Source organism: Methylomonas sp. HW2-6 (genome assembly GCF_052474525.1).
This window is the reverse complement of record NZ_CP184124.1, coordinates 894,608-909,851: the sequence shown is the minus strand read 5'-3', so window position 1 is coordinate 909,851 and position 15,244 is coordinate 894,608. Positions and strand designations below refer to the sequence as shown.

At 55.2% G+C, this 15,244-nt stretch carries 17 protein-coding genes; 13 read left to right on the top strand and 4 right to left on the bottom strand.

Annotated features, from left to right (window positions below; translation table 11 throughout):
- Window positions 1-29: 29 nt before the first annotated feature.
- The 3 genes from ACH518_RS05255 (at window position 30) to ACH518_RS05245 (ending at window position 2,990) form a co-directional block, all read left to right on the top strand.
- A complete protein-coding gene (locus ACH518_RS05255) occupies window positions 30-1,310 on the top strand; it encodes an amidohydrolase family protein (RefSeq protein WP_445372134.1) in 1,281 nt (426 codons plus the stop codon).
- A 94-nt stretch (window positions 1,311-1,404) separates the two neighbouring features.
- The gene (locus ACH518_RS05250; protein WP_445372133.1) at window positions 1,405-2,007 is read left to right on the top strand and encodes a hypothetical protein; all 603 of its coding nucleotides are present in this window, start codon (window positions 1,405-1,407) and stop codon (window positions 2,005-2,007) included.
- Between the two features lie 167 nt (window positions 2,008-2,174).
- Complete coding sequence (locus ACH518_RS05245) at window positions 2,175-2,990, top strand: PP2C family protein-serine/threonine phosphatase (RefSeq protein ID WP_445372132.1); 816 nt, start codon at window positions 2,175-2,177, stop codon at window positions 2,988-2,990.
- 7 nt (window positions 2,991-2,997) lie between these two features.
- On the opposite strand, the gene ACH518_RS05240 is transcribed toward ACH518_RS05245, so the two are convergent.
- Window positions 2,998-3,690 (bottom strand): FHA domain-containing protein, encoded by a 693-nt coding sequence (locus ACH518_RS05240; RefSeq protein WP_445372131.1) that lies wholly within the window; start codon window positions 3,688-3,690, stop codon window positions 2,998-3,000.
- 339 nt (window positions 3,691-4,029) lie between these two features.
- Here ACH518_RS05240 and ACH518_RS05235 point away from each other — a divergent pair, with 339 nt between their 5' ends.
- Window positions 4,030-4,194: a hypothetical protein gene (locus ACH518_RS05235; protein ID WP_186289644.1), complete on the top strand. Its 165-nt coding sequence runs from the start codon at window positions 4,030-4,032 to the stop codon at window positions 4,192-4,194.
- A gap of 153 nt (window positions 4,195-4,347) precedes the next feature.
- On the opposite strand, the gene hemL is transcribed toward ACH518_RS05235, so the two are convergent.
- From hemL to gmk, 3 genes are all read right to left on the bottom strand, one after another.
- Window positions 4,348-5,625, bottom strand: a complete 1,278-nt coding sequence (gene hemL / locus ACH518_RS05230; protein WP_445372130.1) for a glutamate-1-semialdehyde 2,1-aminomutase — start codon at window positions 5,623-5,625, stop codon at window positions 4,348-4,350.
- Window positions 5,626-5,771: 146 nt separating this feature from the next.
- Window positions 5,772-6,236, bottom strand: a complete 465-nt coding sequence (locus ACH518_RS05225) for a hypothetical protein (RefSeq protein WP_445372129.1) — start codon at window positions 6,234-6,236, stop codon at window positions 5,772-5,774.
- 23 nt (window positions 6,237-6,259) lie between these two features.
- On the bottom strand, window positions 6,260-6,874 hold the full coding sequence (gene gmk / locus ACH518_RS05220; protein ID WP_445372128.1) for a guanylate kinase: 615 nt from the start codon (window positions 6,872-6,874) through the stop codon (window positions 6,260-6,262).
- A gap of 118 nt (window positions 6,875-6,992) precedes the next feature.
- On the opposite strand from gmk, the gene dnaA reads away from it, so the two are divergent.
- From dnaA to rlmN, 9 genes are all read left to right on the top strand, one after another.
- A complete protein-coding gene (gene dnaA / locus ACH518_RS05215) occupies window positions 6,993-8,309 on the top strand; it encodes a chromosomal replication initiator protein DnaA (protein ID WP_140913560.1) in 1,317 nt (438 codons plus the stop codon).
- A 37-nt stretch (window positions 8,310-8,346) separates the two neighbouring features.
- Complete coding sequence (locus ACH518_RS05210; RefSeq protein WP_445372127.1) at window positions 8,347-8,529, top strand: hypothetical protein; 183 nt, start codon at window positions 8,347-8,349, stop codon at window positions 8,527-8,529.
- A 94-nt stretch (window positions 8,530-8,623) separates the two neighbouring features.
- The gene (locus tag ACH518_RS05205; RefSeq protein ID WP_445372126.1) at window positions 8,624-9,430 is read left to right on the top strand and encodes an ABC transporter substrate-binding protein; all 807 of its coding nucleotides are present in this window, start codon (window positions 8,624-8,626) and stop codon (window positions 9,428-9,430) included.
- Window positions 9,431-9,534: 104 nt separating this feature from the next.
- Window positions 9,535-10,842 (top strand): DUF3422 family protein, encoded by a 1,308-nt coding sequence (locus ACH518_RS05200; protein WP_445372125.1) that lies wholly within the window; start codon window positions 9,535-9,537, stop codon window positions 10,840-10,842.
- Window positions 10,843-10,959: 117 nt separating this feature from the next.
- Complete coding sequence (locus ACH518_RS05195; protein ID WP_140913564.1) at window positions 10,960-11,409, top strand: hypothetical protein; 450 nt, start codon at window positions 10,960-10,962, stop codon at window positions 11,407-11,409.
- A 338-nt stretch (window positions 11,410-11,747) separates the two neighbouring features.
- A complete protein-coding gene (locus ACH518_RS05190) occupies window positions 11,748-12,419 on the top strand; it encodes a TVP38/TMEM64 family protein (RefSeq protein ID WP_445372124.1) in 672 nt (223 codons plus the stop codon).
- Window positions 12,420-12,712: 293 nt separating this feature from the next.
- Complete coding sequence (locus tag ACH518_RS05185) at window positions 12,713-13,123, top strand: tellurite resistance TerB family protein (protein WP_445372123.1); 411 nt, start codon at window positions 12,713-12,715, stop codon at window positions 13,121-13,123.
- 28 nt (window positions 13,124-13,151) lie between these two features.
- Window positions 13,152-13,508: a hypothetical protein gene (locus ACH518_RS05180; RefSeq protein ID WP_445372122.1), complete on the top strand. Its 357-nt coding sequence runs from the start codon at window positions 13,152-13,154 to the stop codon at window positions 13,506-13,508.
- 60 nt (window positions 13,509-13,568) lie between these two features.
- Entirely contained in the window at window positions 13,569-14,648 is a 1,080-nt protein-coding gene (rlmN, locus tag ACH518_RS05175; RefSeq protein WP_445372121.1) for a 23S rRNA (adenine(2503)-C(2))-methyltransferase RlmN, read from the top strand.
- Window positions 14,649-15,244 lie beyond the last annotated feature (596 nt).

Below are 15,244 nucleotides of genomic sequence, written 5' to 3'. Positions count from 1 at the left end.
AACTACAACTCACGCGACAAGGACACCTTATGCCACGCCCCCAAAGATCGTTTACCTTGAATACCCTGGCTTTGGCCGTATTGGCCGCCTCCTGCCCGAGCTTCGCCGCCACCGCTCCGGTATCCTGCAAATTAATCAGCGCTGCCCGCCTGTTCGACGGCAACGAAGTGCAATTCAACAAAAGCGTGCTGGTGGTCGGCGACAAAGTAAAGGCTGTCGGCGATTACGCCAGCCTGAGCGGCCAATGCGCAACCCGTTACAACCTGGGCGACGCGACGATTCTGCCGGGCTTCATCGAGTCGCACGCCCACGTCACGTTTCAGAACGTCAGCAAGGACAAAATCCTCGAGCACGGCATTACCACCGTGCAGGATACCGGCGGCCCGTTGCTGCCTCCGCAAGGCGGCAACGGCAGCCTGCGACTGCTGAGCACCGGGCCGATTCTGCAAGCGCAGGGCGGTTATCCGCTGAATGTGTTCACCCCGGACGATACCGGCGGCGGTTACGACAAGGTTGGTTTGGCCATCGCCGCCAATGCCACGGAAGGCCAGGTCAGAGCCATCGTGCAAAATCTGGTGGCCGGCGGCGCCTCGGCGATCAAGATCGCATTGGAGCCGGGCGGCGAAGCCGGTGCGCCGTGGATGATGTCGCACGGCCACGGCGAGGTGCCGGCCGCACCCTGGCCGGTATTGTCGCAGCAGCAAGTGGCCTGGATAGTCAGCGAAGCGCATAACCACGGCAAGCGGGTACTGGCTCACGTCGGCGAAAACAGCGGTTTCGAGCTCGCCTACGTGGCCGGCGTCGACATGTTGGCTCATATGCCGTGTTCTGCGCTCAACGCCGAATTGCTGCATTCCGCGGTAAACGACGGCATGGAATTCATGACCACGATCGATACCTTGGCCTCGTGCGGCGCCGGTCTCTACCAAAACGCCCATACGGTGGGCCACGTGTACCAGGAACATGCCGGCGAAGGCTTGGCCTTCCCGCTGGTTTACGGCTCCGAAATCGCCCACGACAACGTGCCGTGGGGGATCAACGGCGAGGAATTGCATCTGATGTTGCATACCGGCAGCGGCGATTCGATCGATTTCAGCGACGTATTGAACGTACTGCGCTCGGCTACCTCGGCCGCCGCCGCCCGCTTGGCCACCGGCATTCCCGGACTCGGCACGCTATCTGCGAATGCACCGGCCGATTTGATCGCGGTCAAGGGCAATGCGCTGGAACGCTTCAAATTGCTGGAATACCCGGATTTGGTCATGTCCGGCGGCAAACTGGTGGTGAATAAATTCTCGCCGACCCGCTAACCGTCGCGCTACCGACTACCCGTCGGCGCAGCGCCATCGCGGCGGCGGGTATCCACCGGTTTCCATTCTTTAATCGCTTTTATCTGATACGGCCATGAATAAACTTCATCTCGCATTATTTTGTTTCGCTTTATCCATCCTGAAGGTCGGCAACGCCGATGCCGCCATTTTGAGTTTCGACGACGTGACCGCCGATGCGGAAGCAGCGATCGCCGACGGCTACGCCGGGTTGAATTGGTCCAATTTCTGGGTGCAGAACCCGCAATTGGCCCAGGTCGCGGATTTCGATTCCGGCTTTTACCACGGCGTGGTATCGGCGGACTATTCGGCCTTCAACGCCGACGGCGGCCCGGCCAGTATTCGCTCGAACAGCTTGTTCGATTTCCGCTCTGCATATTTCGCTGCCGCTTCGCGCTGGGGCCTGCAGATCACTGCCAGCGGTTACCGGAACGGCGACCTGCTTTACCAACAGCAATTGCTGGTCAACACCGACGCCGCACAGTTATTCAACCTGAACTTTGCCGGCATCGATACTTTGGAGTTGGTTGCCAGCGGCGGCGAGGACTATCTCGGCGCCGGTTTCCATTTCACGCTGGACAACGCCGACATCGCGGCACCGGTGCCGTTACCGGCGGCAGTGTGGCTGTTCGGCGCCGGCTTGGCCGGACTACTGGGTTTGCAGCGACGTAGCGCATAGATTGCTGACGATTCCGTACAAACTGAAACCGCCTGCGGGCGGTTTTTTTATGCGGCTTGCTGGCGTTGGGGCCGGCAATTCGGCGCCTCGACCTTGACAATTGGGCCGGTTACGGCCACTTTTCGCTAGCGCAGTTCGATACATTGCCCGTTCTGAAGGATACCGCCATGCCGGCCGCACCCATTTTCAACCGTTACTTCGTTTATGGCGCCAGCGACCGGGGCCGAGTACGCGAGATTAACGAAGACACCATCCTGCTCAGTCCTGAAACCGGGATCTGTTTGCTGGCGGACGGCATGGGCGGACATGGCCGCGGCGATATTGCCAGCCAGCAGACCGTCGCCGAGGTCGAGCGTCTGATCGCCCGCCATCTGCCGCCCGTGCCCGCCAGCCGAACGCCGGCTTGGCTAGGCCGCTGGTTCAAGTCGGCCGAACCCTCCGATCCCCATCTGCCGGCGCGGCAGCTCGATTTGCTGGCGGACCTGATCCGCGAAGCCAACCGTACGCTTTACCGAAGCAACTGCGAATGGGGAGCGGCCGACGGTAGCGGTTGCGGCACGACCTTGGTCGGCTGCCGGCTTCTGCCCGACTTAGCGGCGATGCAGATATTTCACATCGGCGACAGCCGTTTGTACCTCTGGCGCGGCGATGCGTTACAGGCCTTGACCGCCGACCACTCGTTGCTGCGGCAGTGGCAGGATGCCGGCCGAATCGGCGAACCGCCGCCCGGCAACCGCTTATACCAAGCTATCGGCCCCAATCCGGCAATCGAGCCGGAAACCCAAGTGGTTGAGATAGCTCCCGGCGACGGCTTTTTATTGTGTTCGGACGGTTTGACCGGCATGTTGGGGGACGCTGAAATCGCGGCCTTGCTGGCGGGTCTGAGCCCGGCAAATCTGGAAGCAAAAACCCTGGCTTTAATTGCCGCCGCCAATGCCGCCGGCGGTAAAGACAATATCTCGGTGATATTGATCTGCCAGTAATGCCGTTCTATTGCTCGACGTATTTCATCAATACTTTTTTCACCAGAATATTGTCGTCGTGAACCAGACGAACTTGCTGGCCGACTTCGCGGCCGTTCAGGCGGATGTGTTTGTCGACGACGGGCGTCAGGTAATAGTGGTCGCCGAGGCGGATGATTTCTGCGATCAGTTTCGGCGTAAACCAACCGCCCACCCGCACGTTACACTGCGGGCCTTTGCCTATCGTGTAGTAATCCTTGTTCAACAACAATTTATTGATATTGCGTGCCTCGCCGTGCATCAGCAAGGCCTGGTTGCCGGGCCGAGCAGCCGCTGCTGGCTGGCCGGAGCCGGTCGCCGGGTTGACCAGCAACGTGCGGTCGAAATCGTCTAATTGGGCGGAGAGGGCCGGGTTCAGGCCTGGCGCCGTGGGTTGGTCGACAAATTTCAAATCATGCTTGCCGACGGTAACGACGTCGCCGAAACGGAGTTTGTGCCGGCCGGCAATCTTGGTCCCGTTTAAATACGTGCCGTTGGTGCTGTTCATGTCCTCCAGCCACCATTCGCCGTCTTGGCGGGAAATCGCCGCATGCACCAGCGATACACCCTTGTTGCCGATATACACCTGGTTATAGGTCGCCCGGCCGATACTGCAGGCCTGATCGCCGATCTCGACTACGTTTTGCAGCGAGCTGTTGAAATAAATCTCGACAAAACTCATAGCTCCACCCCCGCGCTGAAATTGGTCACCCGCACAAGTATTGGCCGGAGCGGTCAAAAAGTCATGAATTAATTCGGTTTGGCTGGCCTGGAAAAGCGCGTCGTCCGAGATTTGGACGCCGAGAAACCTGAGCGGGCGTACAAATATCGGCCGGCGATTTTACTTTCCGTACCGCCAAGCCTTGCCAAATCCGGCGTGAAATCGTATTAGTCGCGGCACAATGGCGCTCGAAAATCGGCAGCGCTATTGAAAAACCGGGATGGCGCCTCCATGTTACCGGGCCGGCCCCCCAGATCGGGCTGATTAGCCTTAAAGATTCAGACTTAACGGAGAAAATGTATGTTGAAGAAATGCCCTCATTGCAACCGTGTCAGCGACACCGACGATTTTTGTACGTTGCATGGTAAGGCTCGGGTCACGATGAAACCGGTGATCGATTTCAAATCCACGGCCATTCAAGAGCCTAAGGTACAAAAGACTGCAACGGACCAGGATCTGCTCTAATCCGGCCAAAACCGACGGCGGGCGGCTCTTCCGACGGCCATTCGGCCTGGAGCCGCCTGCGATCTCTGATCCCGGCCGCAGAATTCGACCGGCCGCCAGCAACTCCCCCCGCTTTCTTATCCGCCGCCGATTCCGCTCAGGCGGACTACCGGCCTAAACCTTAAAGACCGTGGCGGCCGCCTCTACGGTAGCCTGCAAATCTTGATCGGTATGCGCCGCCGAAACAAACCCCGCCTCGAACGCCGACGGCGCCAGATACACGCCCTGATCCAGCATCGCATGGAAAAAACGTTTGAAGCGCTCGACATCGCAGGCCATGACCTGGGCGAAACGGGTGATGGATTTTTCGGGGCTGAAGAACAGACCGAACATGCCGCCGACCTGGTTGGTGGTGAACGGGATGCCGGCTTGGTCGGCGGCGGTTTGCAGGCCTTGCAGCAATTTGGCGGTTTTGGCGGCCAACTCGTCGTAAAAACCCGGCGCGGAAATCAGTTCCAGGGTTTTCAATCCCGCCGCCATTGCCACCGGACAGCCGGACAGGGTGCCGGCCTGATAAACCGGGCCAAGCGGGGCCAAATATTCCATGATCTTGCGGCTGCCGCCGAAGGCGCCGACCGGCAAGCCGCCGCCGATGATTTTGCCTAGCGTGGTCAGGTCCGGTTTGATGCCGTAGAGGCCTTGTGCGCCTTGCAGGCCGACGCGGAAGCCGGTCATGACTTCGTCGAAAATCAATACGCTGCCGTAGCGGTCGCAGACCTCGCGCAGGGTTTGCAGAAAGCCCGGTTCTGGCGGGATGCAGTTCATGTTGCCGGCCACCGGCTCGACGATGATGCAGGCGATTTGCTCGCCAAGTTCGGCGAAGGTTTGTTTGACCGCGTCGCTGTCGTTGTAAGCCAGGGTGATGGTGTCTGCGGCCAGCGCGGCGGGCACGCCCGGCGAGCTGGGCACGCCCAGGGTCAGCGCGCCGGAACCGGCCTTGACCAGCAACGAATCGGAATGGCCGTGGTAGCAGCCTTCGAATTTGACGATTTTGTCGCGGCCGGTGTAGCCGCGCGCCAGCCGCAGGGCGCTCATCGTCGCTTCGGTGCCGGAGCTGACCATGCGCACCATGTCAATGGACGGCAGCAGCTCGCAGACTTTTTGCGCCATCACGGTTTCGATCTCGGTCGGCGCGCCGAAGCTGAGGCCTTTTTCGGCGGACACTTTGACGGCGTCGATCACCGCCGGATGGGCGTGGCCCAAGATCATCGGTCCCCAGGAGCCGACGTAATCGATATAGCGCTTGCCTTCGCTGTCCCAGACGTAGGCACCCTGGGCGCGGTCGAAGTAAACCGGGGTACCGCCGACGCCCTTGAAGGCGCGCACCGGCGAGTTGACGCCGCCGGGAATGACTTGTTGGGCTTGGGAGAATAGTTCGCTGGATAGTGTCATGGTCTGTGCAATCGGATTGAAGTTGATCGAGCCTGAAGCGCTCGGCTGGCAGGAGCGCCGGCCGAGCTGCCCGGTCAGGGCAGTCGGAGCGAATCGGGCCGCCGGCGCCGGCGGTGTTGCCGGACGCGCCCGCGGCCCGTTTGCCGTTAGTTGGCGGAATTATCCGAAGGTTTGCCGAACAAATGCGGTCCTTTCGGCTGCGGTTTGCTTTGCAAGCAGAAATATGCGGCAGCGTCGAATTTGATGCCCAGGGTCTGGGTATCTTCGTGGTCCTCGATATATTTTTCGGCGTCGATTTCCGACAGGTCTTTCATGATGTGCTCGGCGATGCAATCGCAGGTTTGTTTGAAACGCGGCTCGTCGACGTCTTTATTGACCGAGTTTTTCAACTCGCGCTCGACGCATTTGGCCGAGAACTCCTTTTCGAATTGGCGTTTTTCCGCACCGCTGGCTTCGCCGGTGTCGTCGCGGTGTACGGATTTTTTCAAGGCGCCGGTTTTGGCAGCTTTCGGGGCTTCTGCTTCGGCTTTGTCATCGGAGCAGGCCGACAGCAGTAATAGGGCAGGAAGCAAGGCGAGGGCGAGGGCCCGTTTCAACGAGTTGTTTTTCATGATGTGTGCTGTCTGATTTGGTTTTAGTTGAGTAAGTCCTGTAACAACGGGGCCAGCGTTTGCTGCTGGCTATCCTGGCGCAAGCGATTGGCGACGATGATGCTCTTCAACTGGCGCAAGGCCAGTTCGAAATCGTCGTTGACGATCAGGTAATCGAACTCCGGATAATGGCTCATTTCGGTTACCGCGTCGCGCATGCGCCGGGCGATGACCTCAGCATTGTCCTGGCCGCGGTTTTGCAGACGTTCGCGCAGTATTTCGATCGACGGCGGCAAAATAAAGATCGATTGACTGGTCGGCAGCATACGCCGCACTTGCTGCGCACCCTGCCAGTCGATTTCCAGAATCACGTCCAGGCCGGACGCCAGATTGTCCTGCACCGTCTGTTGCGCCGTACCGTAAAAGTTGTCGAACACTTGTGCGTGTTCCAGAAACGCCTGGTTTTCGATCATGGTTTTGAATTCAGCGACCGAGACGAAAAAGTAATCGGTACCGTGACGCTCGCCGCTACGCATCGGCCGCGTGGTATGCGAGACCGACACCGTCAATCCGTCCAGTTCGGTAAACAGCTGTTTGACCAAGCTGGTTTTACCGGCGCCGGACGGTGCGGAAATGATATAAAGTCTGCCCGTAGTCATTTATTTATTCAGGGTTATCCATGCGGCCGCCATTCTTTTCTGATAACGCCTAAGAGTCAAGCCCCGCCGCGTGCTGTGGTATGATGCAAGGCCTTTCTCTGCCCCTTCTTTAACGCCGATGAGTGTGATTTGGAACAACTGCCTGGCCAAACTGGAACATGAAATCCCGAGCGCGGATTTCAGTACCTGGATCAGGCCGCTGCAAGCTGTGGAGTCCGACAGCCAACTGAAGTTGCTCGCCCCCAACCGTTTCATTATCGACCATATCAAACAACACTTTTTTTCGATCATCGAAGACGCGGTCAACGAATTCTCGAATGCGACGCTGTCGGTGCATTTCGAGATCGGCTCCAAGAAAGCGCCGGCCATCAAAGCGCCGACCTTGAGCAAGAGTTCGACCCAGAAAAAGAACCAGCCCAATTTTCTGAACAAGGCCTTCACCTTCGAGAGTTTCGTCGAAGGTAAATCCAACCAGTTGGCGCGGGCGGCATCGGTCACGGTATCGGACAATATCGGCAAGGTCTACAACCCGCTGTTCATCTACGGCAGCTCCGGCCTGGGCAAAACCCATTTGATGCATGCCATCGGCAACGCGGTGCTGCTGAAAAAACCGGATGCCAACATCGTCTACCTGCACTCGGAAAAATTCGTGCAGGACATGGTCAAGGCCCTGCAACAGAACAGCATCAATCAGTTTAAAGAGTACTACCGCAGCATCGACATCTTGTTGATGGACGACATCCAGTTTCTGGCCGGCAAGGAGCGCTCGCAGGAGGAGTTTTTCCATACCTTCAACAATCTGCTGGATAACAAGCACCAGGTGGTACTGACCTGCGACAAATACCCGAAGGAAATCGACGGCCTGGAAGACCGGCTGAAATCGCGCTTCGGCTGGGGCTTGCCGGTGGCGATCGAGCCGCCGGACTTGGAAACCCGCACCGCGATTCTGATTAAAAAAGCCTTGCAGGTCGGCGTCGAGCTGGATCAGGAAATCGCTTTTTTCATCGCCAAACGCATTCCGTCCAACGTGCGTGACCTGGAAGGCGCGCTGCGGCGGGTGGTGGCCAACTCCCAATTCACCGGCCGCGAAATCACGTTGGAGTTCACCAAAGAAGCGCTGCACGATTTGATCAGCCTGCAGGACAAATTGATCAGCATCGACAACATCCAGAAAACCGTGGCGGAGTACTTCAAGATTCGAGTCGCCGATTTGTCGTCGAAAAACCGCAAACAATCGATCACCCGGCCGCGCCAAGTAGCGATGAGCCTGGCGCGCGAGTTGACTTCGCACAGCTATCCGGAAATTGGCGACGCTTTCGGCGGCCGCGACCATACCACCGTGATCAACGCCTGCAAACGCATCGCCGAACTGAAGGAGGAGGACGTGAAAATGGCCGAAGACTACAAAAACCTGCTGCGGACCTTATCGCATTGATCGGTCCTGACCCGCTTTGCCCGCTGTTGGCTGCACCTTGAAACGCCATCTACTCAGTGCCGCGATTTTTCTGGCCGCAACCTTGCTTTATCTGGTAGGTTATTCCAAAACCAGCGCTGCCGCGGCGATCGCCGGAGGCGTATTCGAAGCTTGGTTTTGGCTCAGAATGTTCGAACAGCCGCAGAGCGACGATATCGACCCGGCGAACCGATCAAATTAGCCGCAGCCCGGCAACGAGCGCCTCGATCCGCGCTCGGCATGGAAAATGGCGGAAAGGACCGAGTAAGCGATAAGGAACAGATCAAGGATTCAACATGAACGGCCCGCAACGCATCGTCTGTTTGACCGGCGAAACCACGGAAGTGCTTTATTTGCTGAACCAGCAATGGCGGATTGCCGGCATCTCCGGTTACACCACCCGCCCGGCCGCAGCACGTAAAGAAAAACCCAAAGTCGCCGCCTTCACCTCGGCCAACATCGGCAAGATTCTGGCATTGAACCCCGATTTAGTGTTGACCTGCACCAATCTGCAAGCCGACATTGCCGCGGCACTGATCAAAGCCGGTATCGAAGTGCATGCCTTCAACCAACGTTCGTTAGTCGGCATCCTGCAAATGATTTCCACGCTCGGCGCACTGGTCGATGCCGCCGAAGCCGCCGCCGCATTGCGTGCCGAGTTAGAGCGGCAGATCGCCTCGGCCCGCACCGCAGCCGAATCGATGGCTGTCAGGCCGAAAATTTATTTCGAGGAATGGAATGAGCCTCTGATTAGCGGCATCGGTTGGGTTTCGGAGATTGTCGAACTGGCCGGCGGCAACGATTGCTTTGCCGAACTGGCCGGTCAGGCCTCGGCCAAAGGCCGGATCATTGACGACCCGAATCGGGTCGTCGAGCGCCAACCCGACATCATCGTCGGCTCTTGGTGCGGCAAGAAATTCCGCCCGGAACAGCTTGCCGGCCGCCCCGGCTGGGACCTTATTCCGGCAGTACGCGACGGCTTCGTCCGCGAAATCAAATCGGCCGACATCCTGCAACCCGGCCCCGCGGTGTTGCAGCACGGCCTGCGGCAGATGCAGCACATCGTCCGGCAATGGTCGGCATGGCAGGCGGCACATGGTTAAACCAGCCGGCACGACAAATCGAAAACCATACTCGACCCGCTGCCGCAGCGTTACGTTTTGCTGCGGTCTGGCGGCATATCTTCCAGACTTTTAATCGACGTCCCGTGGCTACTTTATTTCAAATTCCGCCGAACCACCCGCAACGCTTCGTCCTGCATAACGAAGTCCATGCCCGCGCCTCATCGATTCGCAGCCTGCCGGTGCGGGCCAGCTACCTGGCCTTGGCGCTGTCCGGCGAGGAAAAGCTGCGCGAACGCCAGCATCTGATCGCGCTGTGCCAACGCTACGGCGTCGCAGCGCCAGACCACGACGCCGACCATTTCAGCGCCGGCTTCGACGCGTTTCAGATGAGTTGGGAACAGCACGGGGAATTCAGCACCTACACCTTTTACGCCTACGACGGCGAGAGCGAACCCTTTGCCGAACCGGCCTTAAAAAAAGTCCCGGTGGACTGGCTATCGAAAATCGCCGGCCAAACCATGGTGGCCGCCCATGCCTGCGTGGTGACGGCCGCCGACATCGATTACCAGGACGGCATGGATTTAAGCCCGCTGTCCGCCTATTTTGCCGGCAACCCGATCGTCGGCTCCAAGGTCACCGGCGGCGCGGCGTCGGTCTTCACCGATTTTCGGATCCATGTGGACGGCTTCAGCCGGTTTCTGGTGGTCGACCAAAACCTGAAAACCGCCCAAGCCGGCCGCCTGCTGCACCGTCTGTTCGACATCGAGGTTTACCGGGTACTGGCATTGCTGGCTTTTCCGATCGCCCGCAAACTCTATCCCGAATTAAAAAGGGCCGACCGCCAGTTATACGCAATCACTAACTCGATGACCCAGCCGGACGCCGACGACGCCAAATTGCTCGACGAACTGACTGCACTGGCCGCCGAAGTGGAAAACCACATTTCGTCGCACCAGTTCCGGTTCGCGGCGGCCAGCGCTTACTACCATCTGGTCGGCCAACGTCTGACTGATTTGCGCGAAGCGCGGATTCAAGGCATTCAAACCCTCGGCGAGTTCATCAAACGCCGCCTTGAGCCGGCAATGAACACCTGCGCCTCGACCTCGCACCGGTTCAACCTGGTTTCGGAACGGGTCAGCAACGCCAGCCAACTGTTGCGTACCAAAGTCGATATCATCATCGAACGCCAAAACCAGGGCTTGCTGTCGTCGATGGCCTTGCGCGCCAAGATGCAACTACGTATGCAACAAACGGTCGAAGGGATTTCGATTGTGGCGATCGCATATTACGCCGCCAGTTTGGTCGGTAAAATTGCCGAAGCCCTGCATAGCGCGGGCTGGCACGTGAACCCCGAAATTGCCGAGGGTATCGCTATCCCGTTTATTTTGATCGCGATCGGCATCGTCACCAAACGCATCCACCGCATTATTGAAAACACGACGGATTTGTAAAGCATATTCCGCCGTCGCTTTGGAGTTTATTGGTTATTTTAACTGCGGCGACAAACCGCCGGCGTTACCCGGATTGAATCTAAATCGACCACATTACATCTTGAAACTAAACTAATAATGAAACTTCGCGTTATTCTAAAAAGATTCTCGCATCCGCAAGTTAGAAGGCGACTGAAAATCGGGTTGTCGCTTTGGGCGGCAGCCATCGTTTTAAGTTTGATTTCCAAAATATCCTACGATATCGGCTATTTCAAAGCCCAGTCGCTGATCGACGAAAAAAATGCGTCGAATCAGGTGGCACGGCAGCTTCTGACACCGGAGACTGCACAGCGCATTGTCACCGGCGCATTGAAGGAAGACCCCAATAACCCGAAAACCGTGGTAGTCCAGGTCACCGACAATAACCCGAAACTGTCGACAATCATTATCGAAAATAATAAGCAAAAAAGAATCGCCTGGATTATAGATTTACACTTGTATTTTACCGGCGACCTATATAGCGATAACGGCTACAATTTAACCCAATCCATGGAGTATCAAAATAATATTATTACCGGCCCACGTTAGATTGGGACCGCTTATGTATTTAACAGGTTGGTGAAAAACCATATTTCAGACGCTAATTTTGGTCAGCTTAATCAATATATAGTGTCTGCAGCATCATACTTCAACTAAATACAGACTGAGTCAGGGTCAAAAATGAGTTTTTCACCAACCTGTTAGGCCGAGTGCCGATTATAAAACCGATAGCCGACGCTACAATCAACCGCAGTAAGGCGAAACCCGGCCGATTGTCATACCCCGGTCATATCGCTATGTTTGGATAGCAGGCCAATTCCTGCGGCAGGTATTCCCCGGCCGATATTGGCTCAGCCGTCCCCTCAACCGGAACCCGATCCAAAAGCATGCGCACCCAGTCGACAATTCTCGCCATTTTGTTGGTAACCTTGCTGGGCATCGTCGCATTTCGACACGGTACGCCCGGATTGCACGATATCGAACTCCACAAACAGGCCATCGGCCTTTTCATCGACAGCCATTACGGGGCGGCGGTCGTTTTATTCTTTTTGTTGTGCACGATTTTCATCAACTCACCGCTACCTTTGGCCGCGGCCATGAAAATCCTGTCCGGCTATTTCTTCGGATTTTACCTGGGCGCGGTTTACAACGTCGGCGCAACGCTATTGGCATGTTTAATGGGATTTTGGCTGAGCCGTTACGCCCTCAGAAGCCGATTCGAGCGCTTGTTTTACAGCCGCCTGGAAGCCATCGAACACGAAATCGAACGCAACGGCTTTTACTATTTCCTTAGCCTGCGCGTCGCTATGGTAGTGCCCTATTTCCTGATCAACTTCGTCGCCGGGTTATCCAGACTATCGGTCAAGGATTATCTGCTCAGCACCTTGCTTGGCGTGGTGCCAGCGTCGTTGATTTATGCGAACGGCGGCGAACGGTTGGAACAGATCCGCTCCGCGGCCGACTTGTTCGAATGGCATACTGCCGGTTCGCTGGCGCTAATGGCAAGCGCCAGTCTGATCCCGGTGTGGTTTCGGCGCAGCAGCCGCTACTCGGATTAGGCCGGCTGATACTGCCCTCAAGCCTTAGCCGCCGCCTCAGCGACTGGTGAAGCCGTTCTAAAATCATTGATCTTGGCGTTCAACATCCAACGGCGCCGGCCGACAGCCACAATTCAAGCAACAGGGGGCTTCTCCTGTCTAACGCCGGTGCCGGTAGACCCAACCCGCCGCCTCGTCGCATTCCCCATTCCCGATCGGCCTTTAGCCCGGTAACCTATACACACTTTTCAACCCCATTTTCACTATGACCGATGCTAGACCAAATTAAACTATTTTTTGAGAAACACCTCGCCTTGCCATTGCCGGCGGCTGCCGCAGAAGCCCAACTTCAACAGGCCTTGGTTGCATTGTTCATGGAAATGATGACGATGGACGATGTTTGCCAGGAAACCGAGCGGACGGCGATTTTATCGCTCACCAAAAAATGTTTTTCGTTATCGACCGAACAGGCCGAGCATTTGATGGCAAATGCAGAACAAAAACGTCAACACGCGGTCGACTATTACGAATTTACCTCGCTGATCAACAAACGCTTCAGTCCCGGCGAAAAGGTCGGGTTGATACAATCGCTCTGGCAAATTGCCTATGCCGACGGCCAACTTGACCCACAAGAAGAATATCTGGTGCGGAAAATTGCAGATCTTTTGGGTGTCTCTCATACCGATTTTATAATGACCAAACTTCGGGTGAATGGCAAACCCTGAGTCCGCTCAAAACTTATCCGAATCACGCATGAAAAAGCAGAAGAAAAACAAAGACCTCTGGTTGAATCAAACGGATATCGAAGTCTGTTGCTTGTACCTGACGACCGCCGGGCAATACCGTGCGGTGTTGGCGATGAAGGGAGACTTCTTGATCTACGCGCCTAGTTCCGAAGCAATGGCAGCCTTAGCAGCGGATGCCAACATGCCGTTTGAAAATTCTCCGTTCAAAAAATGCCAAATCGCCACTTTCGCTCAGAAAGAATACCAAGCATTCGAATGGCAAGGCACTCAAGCCCTCCGCCACAAACTGACGGCCGACCAACTGGCCGAAGCGATTAGCCAGTGCAATGCCAAAGCCGCCATTGAGGTGTTATTGGCCGAGTAACGAACAGCGCCTTTAGCAACAAATTGAAATCCTCAATTATCCTCATCAGGAGAGCCCCTTTTGAAACAATCCTTTTATGATCTGAGTTATTCGGATTTAGAGGCCGTTGCCAGTGAAAATGATTTAAGCCCTTCAGTGCCGGCAGTCCTGTTTAATTGGCACTACAAGAAAAAAGAAATTGATCGCTGCCGCAATAAAATTTCCAAATCATCTTCTGCTTTCTTCGATGCCCATTTCGATTTTTCGCTGCCGGAAATCGATACGGTCTATGAATCGAACAAAGATCGAACAGTAAAATTTCTGTTCAAACTCAAAGATCAGCACAAAGTCGAAACAGTCCTCATTCCGTTCAATAACAAATATTCTATTTGCCTGTCGTCGCAGGTCGGTTGCGCCATGAATTGCTCCTTTTGTTTTACAGGAGAGCAAGGGCTTAAAAGAAATTTGGCGACCAACGAAATTATCGGCCAATTTCTTCAGGCTTGGCGCTGGTTGGCAACCAACAGACCCGGCGAAGAGCGGATTTTAAATATTGTATTTATGGGGCAAGGCGAGCCTTTACATAACTTTGATGCCGTCAAAAAAGCCTGCGAAATTTTTTTATCGCAATACGGCACCTCAATCGGCACTCAAAAGATTACGATCTCAACGGCCGGGTATATTCCTGGGCTTAAAAGATGGAGCCAGGAAATACCTGGCGTGAATCTGGCTCTATCACTGCATTCGCCTTTTCCCGAAAAGCGAAATGAATTGATTCCACTCAACAAAAAGTACCCGCTAGCCGAAGTAGTATCATATATTGACCAGATACCGCTGCAAAAGAAGCAGTTTATTACCTATGAATATATTCTGATAAAAGGCTTCAACGATACCGCCGATGATGCGAATAAACTCGGCAAGATGCTTGCCGGTAAAAGTGCATATATAAACCTGATCCCTTTTAATGAATTTCCGGGATCGCGTTACACTTGCCCTGATGCTGCGGCAATTGAAAATTTCAAAGCGGTTTTAGATACTTACAAAATTCCGACTTTAATTAGAGGCACCAAAGGCGATGATGTATTAGCCGCATGCGGACAGCTCAATTCAAATCAACAAATTCGCAAACAATCCTTGAATCCCGCCGAAATCATTCCGTAAAAACCAGGCAAGATTAAAACTACTTAACATTCAATTTTATTAATCCGGGCGGATTTCGCTATGTTTTGCCGTCCGCAGCACCGTCGTCAGGCCAAATTTCCTGGCAGGCATTTTCTGCTTGCTGCCGCTTTTGTTAGGCGATGGTTCCACGTAATTGCCATGCGCCAAGCGAGTTTTGATCGACGGTTCAAGTAACGAAACTCAAGTTTTCGGCAATCCTCGGCTTCGTCAAGATTGGTACTGTTTGCAATTGATAAATCGAATATACTCGAAAATCATGCGCATGCGTGTCAGGTGATAGATCGCGAAGGTAAATACGGTTTTAGCGGCCAATATTATTCAAACCACGGAATTTCGTTTGCCCCAGGGTACCCAAGGTCCAGCGTAGCCGCTTACTTCGCCAATCAGCTTACGGATCGTGAACAAGCGGAAATACTATACTCCGCCTTGCCGATTACAAGGGTTAAATATAATTAACAGCCTGTATAGTGCGAGGTTACACCAGTAGTAACCCTTTAAAAACGACTACTGGTGTAAACAATTTTTATGACTTTATTAAACGTTTTACGACTTTAATCTCACAAAACAAATCCATT

What these genes read in the sequence shown, in the direction of transcription:
- ACH518_RS05255 (WP_445372134.1), top strand. Translation starts at nt 30, where the DNA reads ATGCCACGCCCCCAAAGATCGTTTACCTTGAATACCCTGGCTTTGGCC.
- ACH518_RS05250 (WP_445372133.1), top strand. Translation starts at nt 1,405, where the DNA reads ATGAATAAACTTCATCTCGCATTATTTTGTTTCGCTTTATCCATCCTG.
- ACH518_RS05245 (WP_445372132.1), top strand. Translation starts at nt 2,175, where the DNA reads ATGCCGGCCGCACCCATTTTCAACCGTTACTTCGTTTATGGCGCCAGC.
- ACH518_RS05240 (WP_445372131.1), bottom strand. Translation starts at nt 3,690, where the DNA reads ATGAGTTTTGTCGAGATTTATTTCAACAGCTCGCTGCAAAACGTAGTC.
- ACH518_RS05235 (WP_186289644.1), top strand. Translation starts at nt 4,030, where the DNA reads ATGTTGAAGAAATGCCCTCATTGCAACCGTGTCAGCGACACCGACGAT.
- hemL (WP_445372130.1), bottom strand. Translation starts at nt 5,625, where the DNA reads ATGACACTATCCAGCGAACTATTCTCCCAAGCCCAACAAGTCATTCCC.
- ACH518_RS05225 (WP_445372129.1), bottom strand. Translation starts at nt 6,236, where the DNA reads ATGAAAAACAACTCGTTGAAACGGGCCCTCGCCCTCGCCTTGCTTCCT.
- gmk (WP_445372128.1), bottom strand. Translation starts at nt 6,874, where the DNA reads ATGACTACGGGCAGACTTTATATCATTTCCGCACCGTCCGGCGCCGGT.
- dnaA (WP_140913560.1), top strand. Translation starts at nt 6,993, where the DNA reads ATGAGTGTGATTTGGAACAACTGCCTGGCCAAACTGGAACATGAAATC.
- ACH518_RS05205 (WP_445372126.1), top strand. Translation starts at nt 8,624, where the DNA reads ATGAACGGCCCGCAACGCATCGTCTGTTTGACCGGCGAAACCACGGAA.
- ACH518_RS05195 (WP_140913564.1), top strand. Translation starts at nt 10,960, where the DNA reads ATGAAACTTCGCGTTATTCTAAAAAGATTCTCGCATCCGCAAGTTAGA.
- ACH518_RS05190 (WP_445372124.1), top strand. Translation starts at nt 11,748, where the DNA reads ATGCGCACCCAGTCGACAATTCTCGCCATTTTGTTGGTAACCTTGCTG.
- ACH518_RS05180 (WP_445372122.1), top strand. Translation starts at nt 13,152, where the DNA reads ATGAAAAAGCAGAAGAAAAACAAAGACCTCTGGTTGAATCAAACGGAT.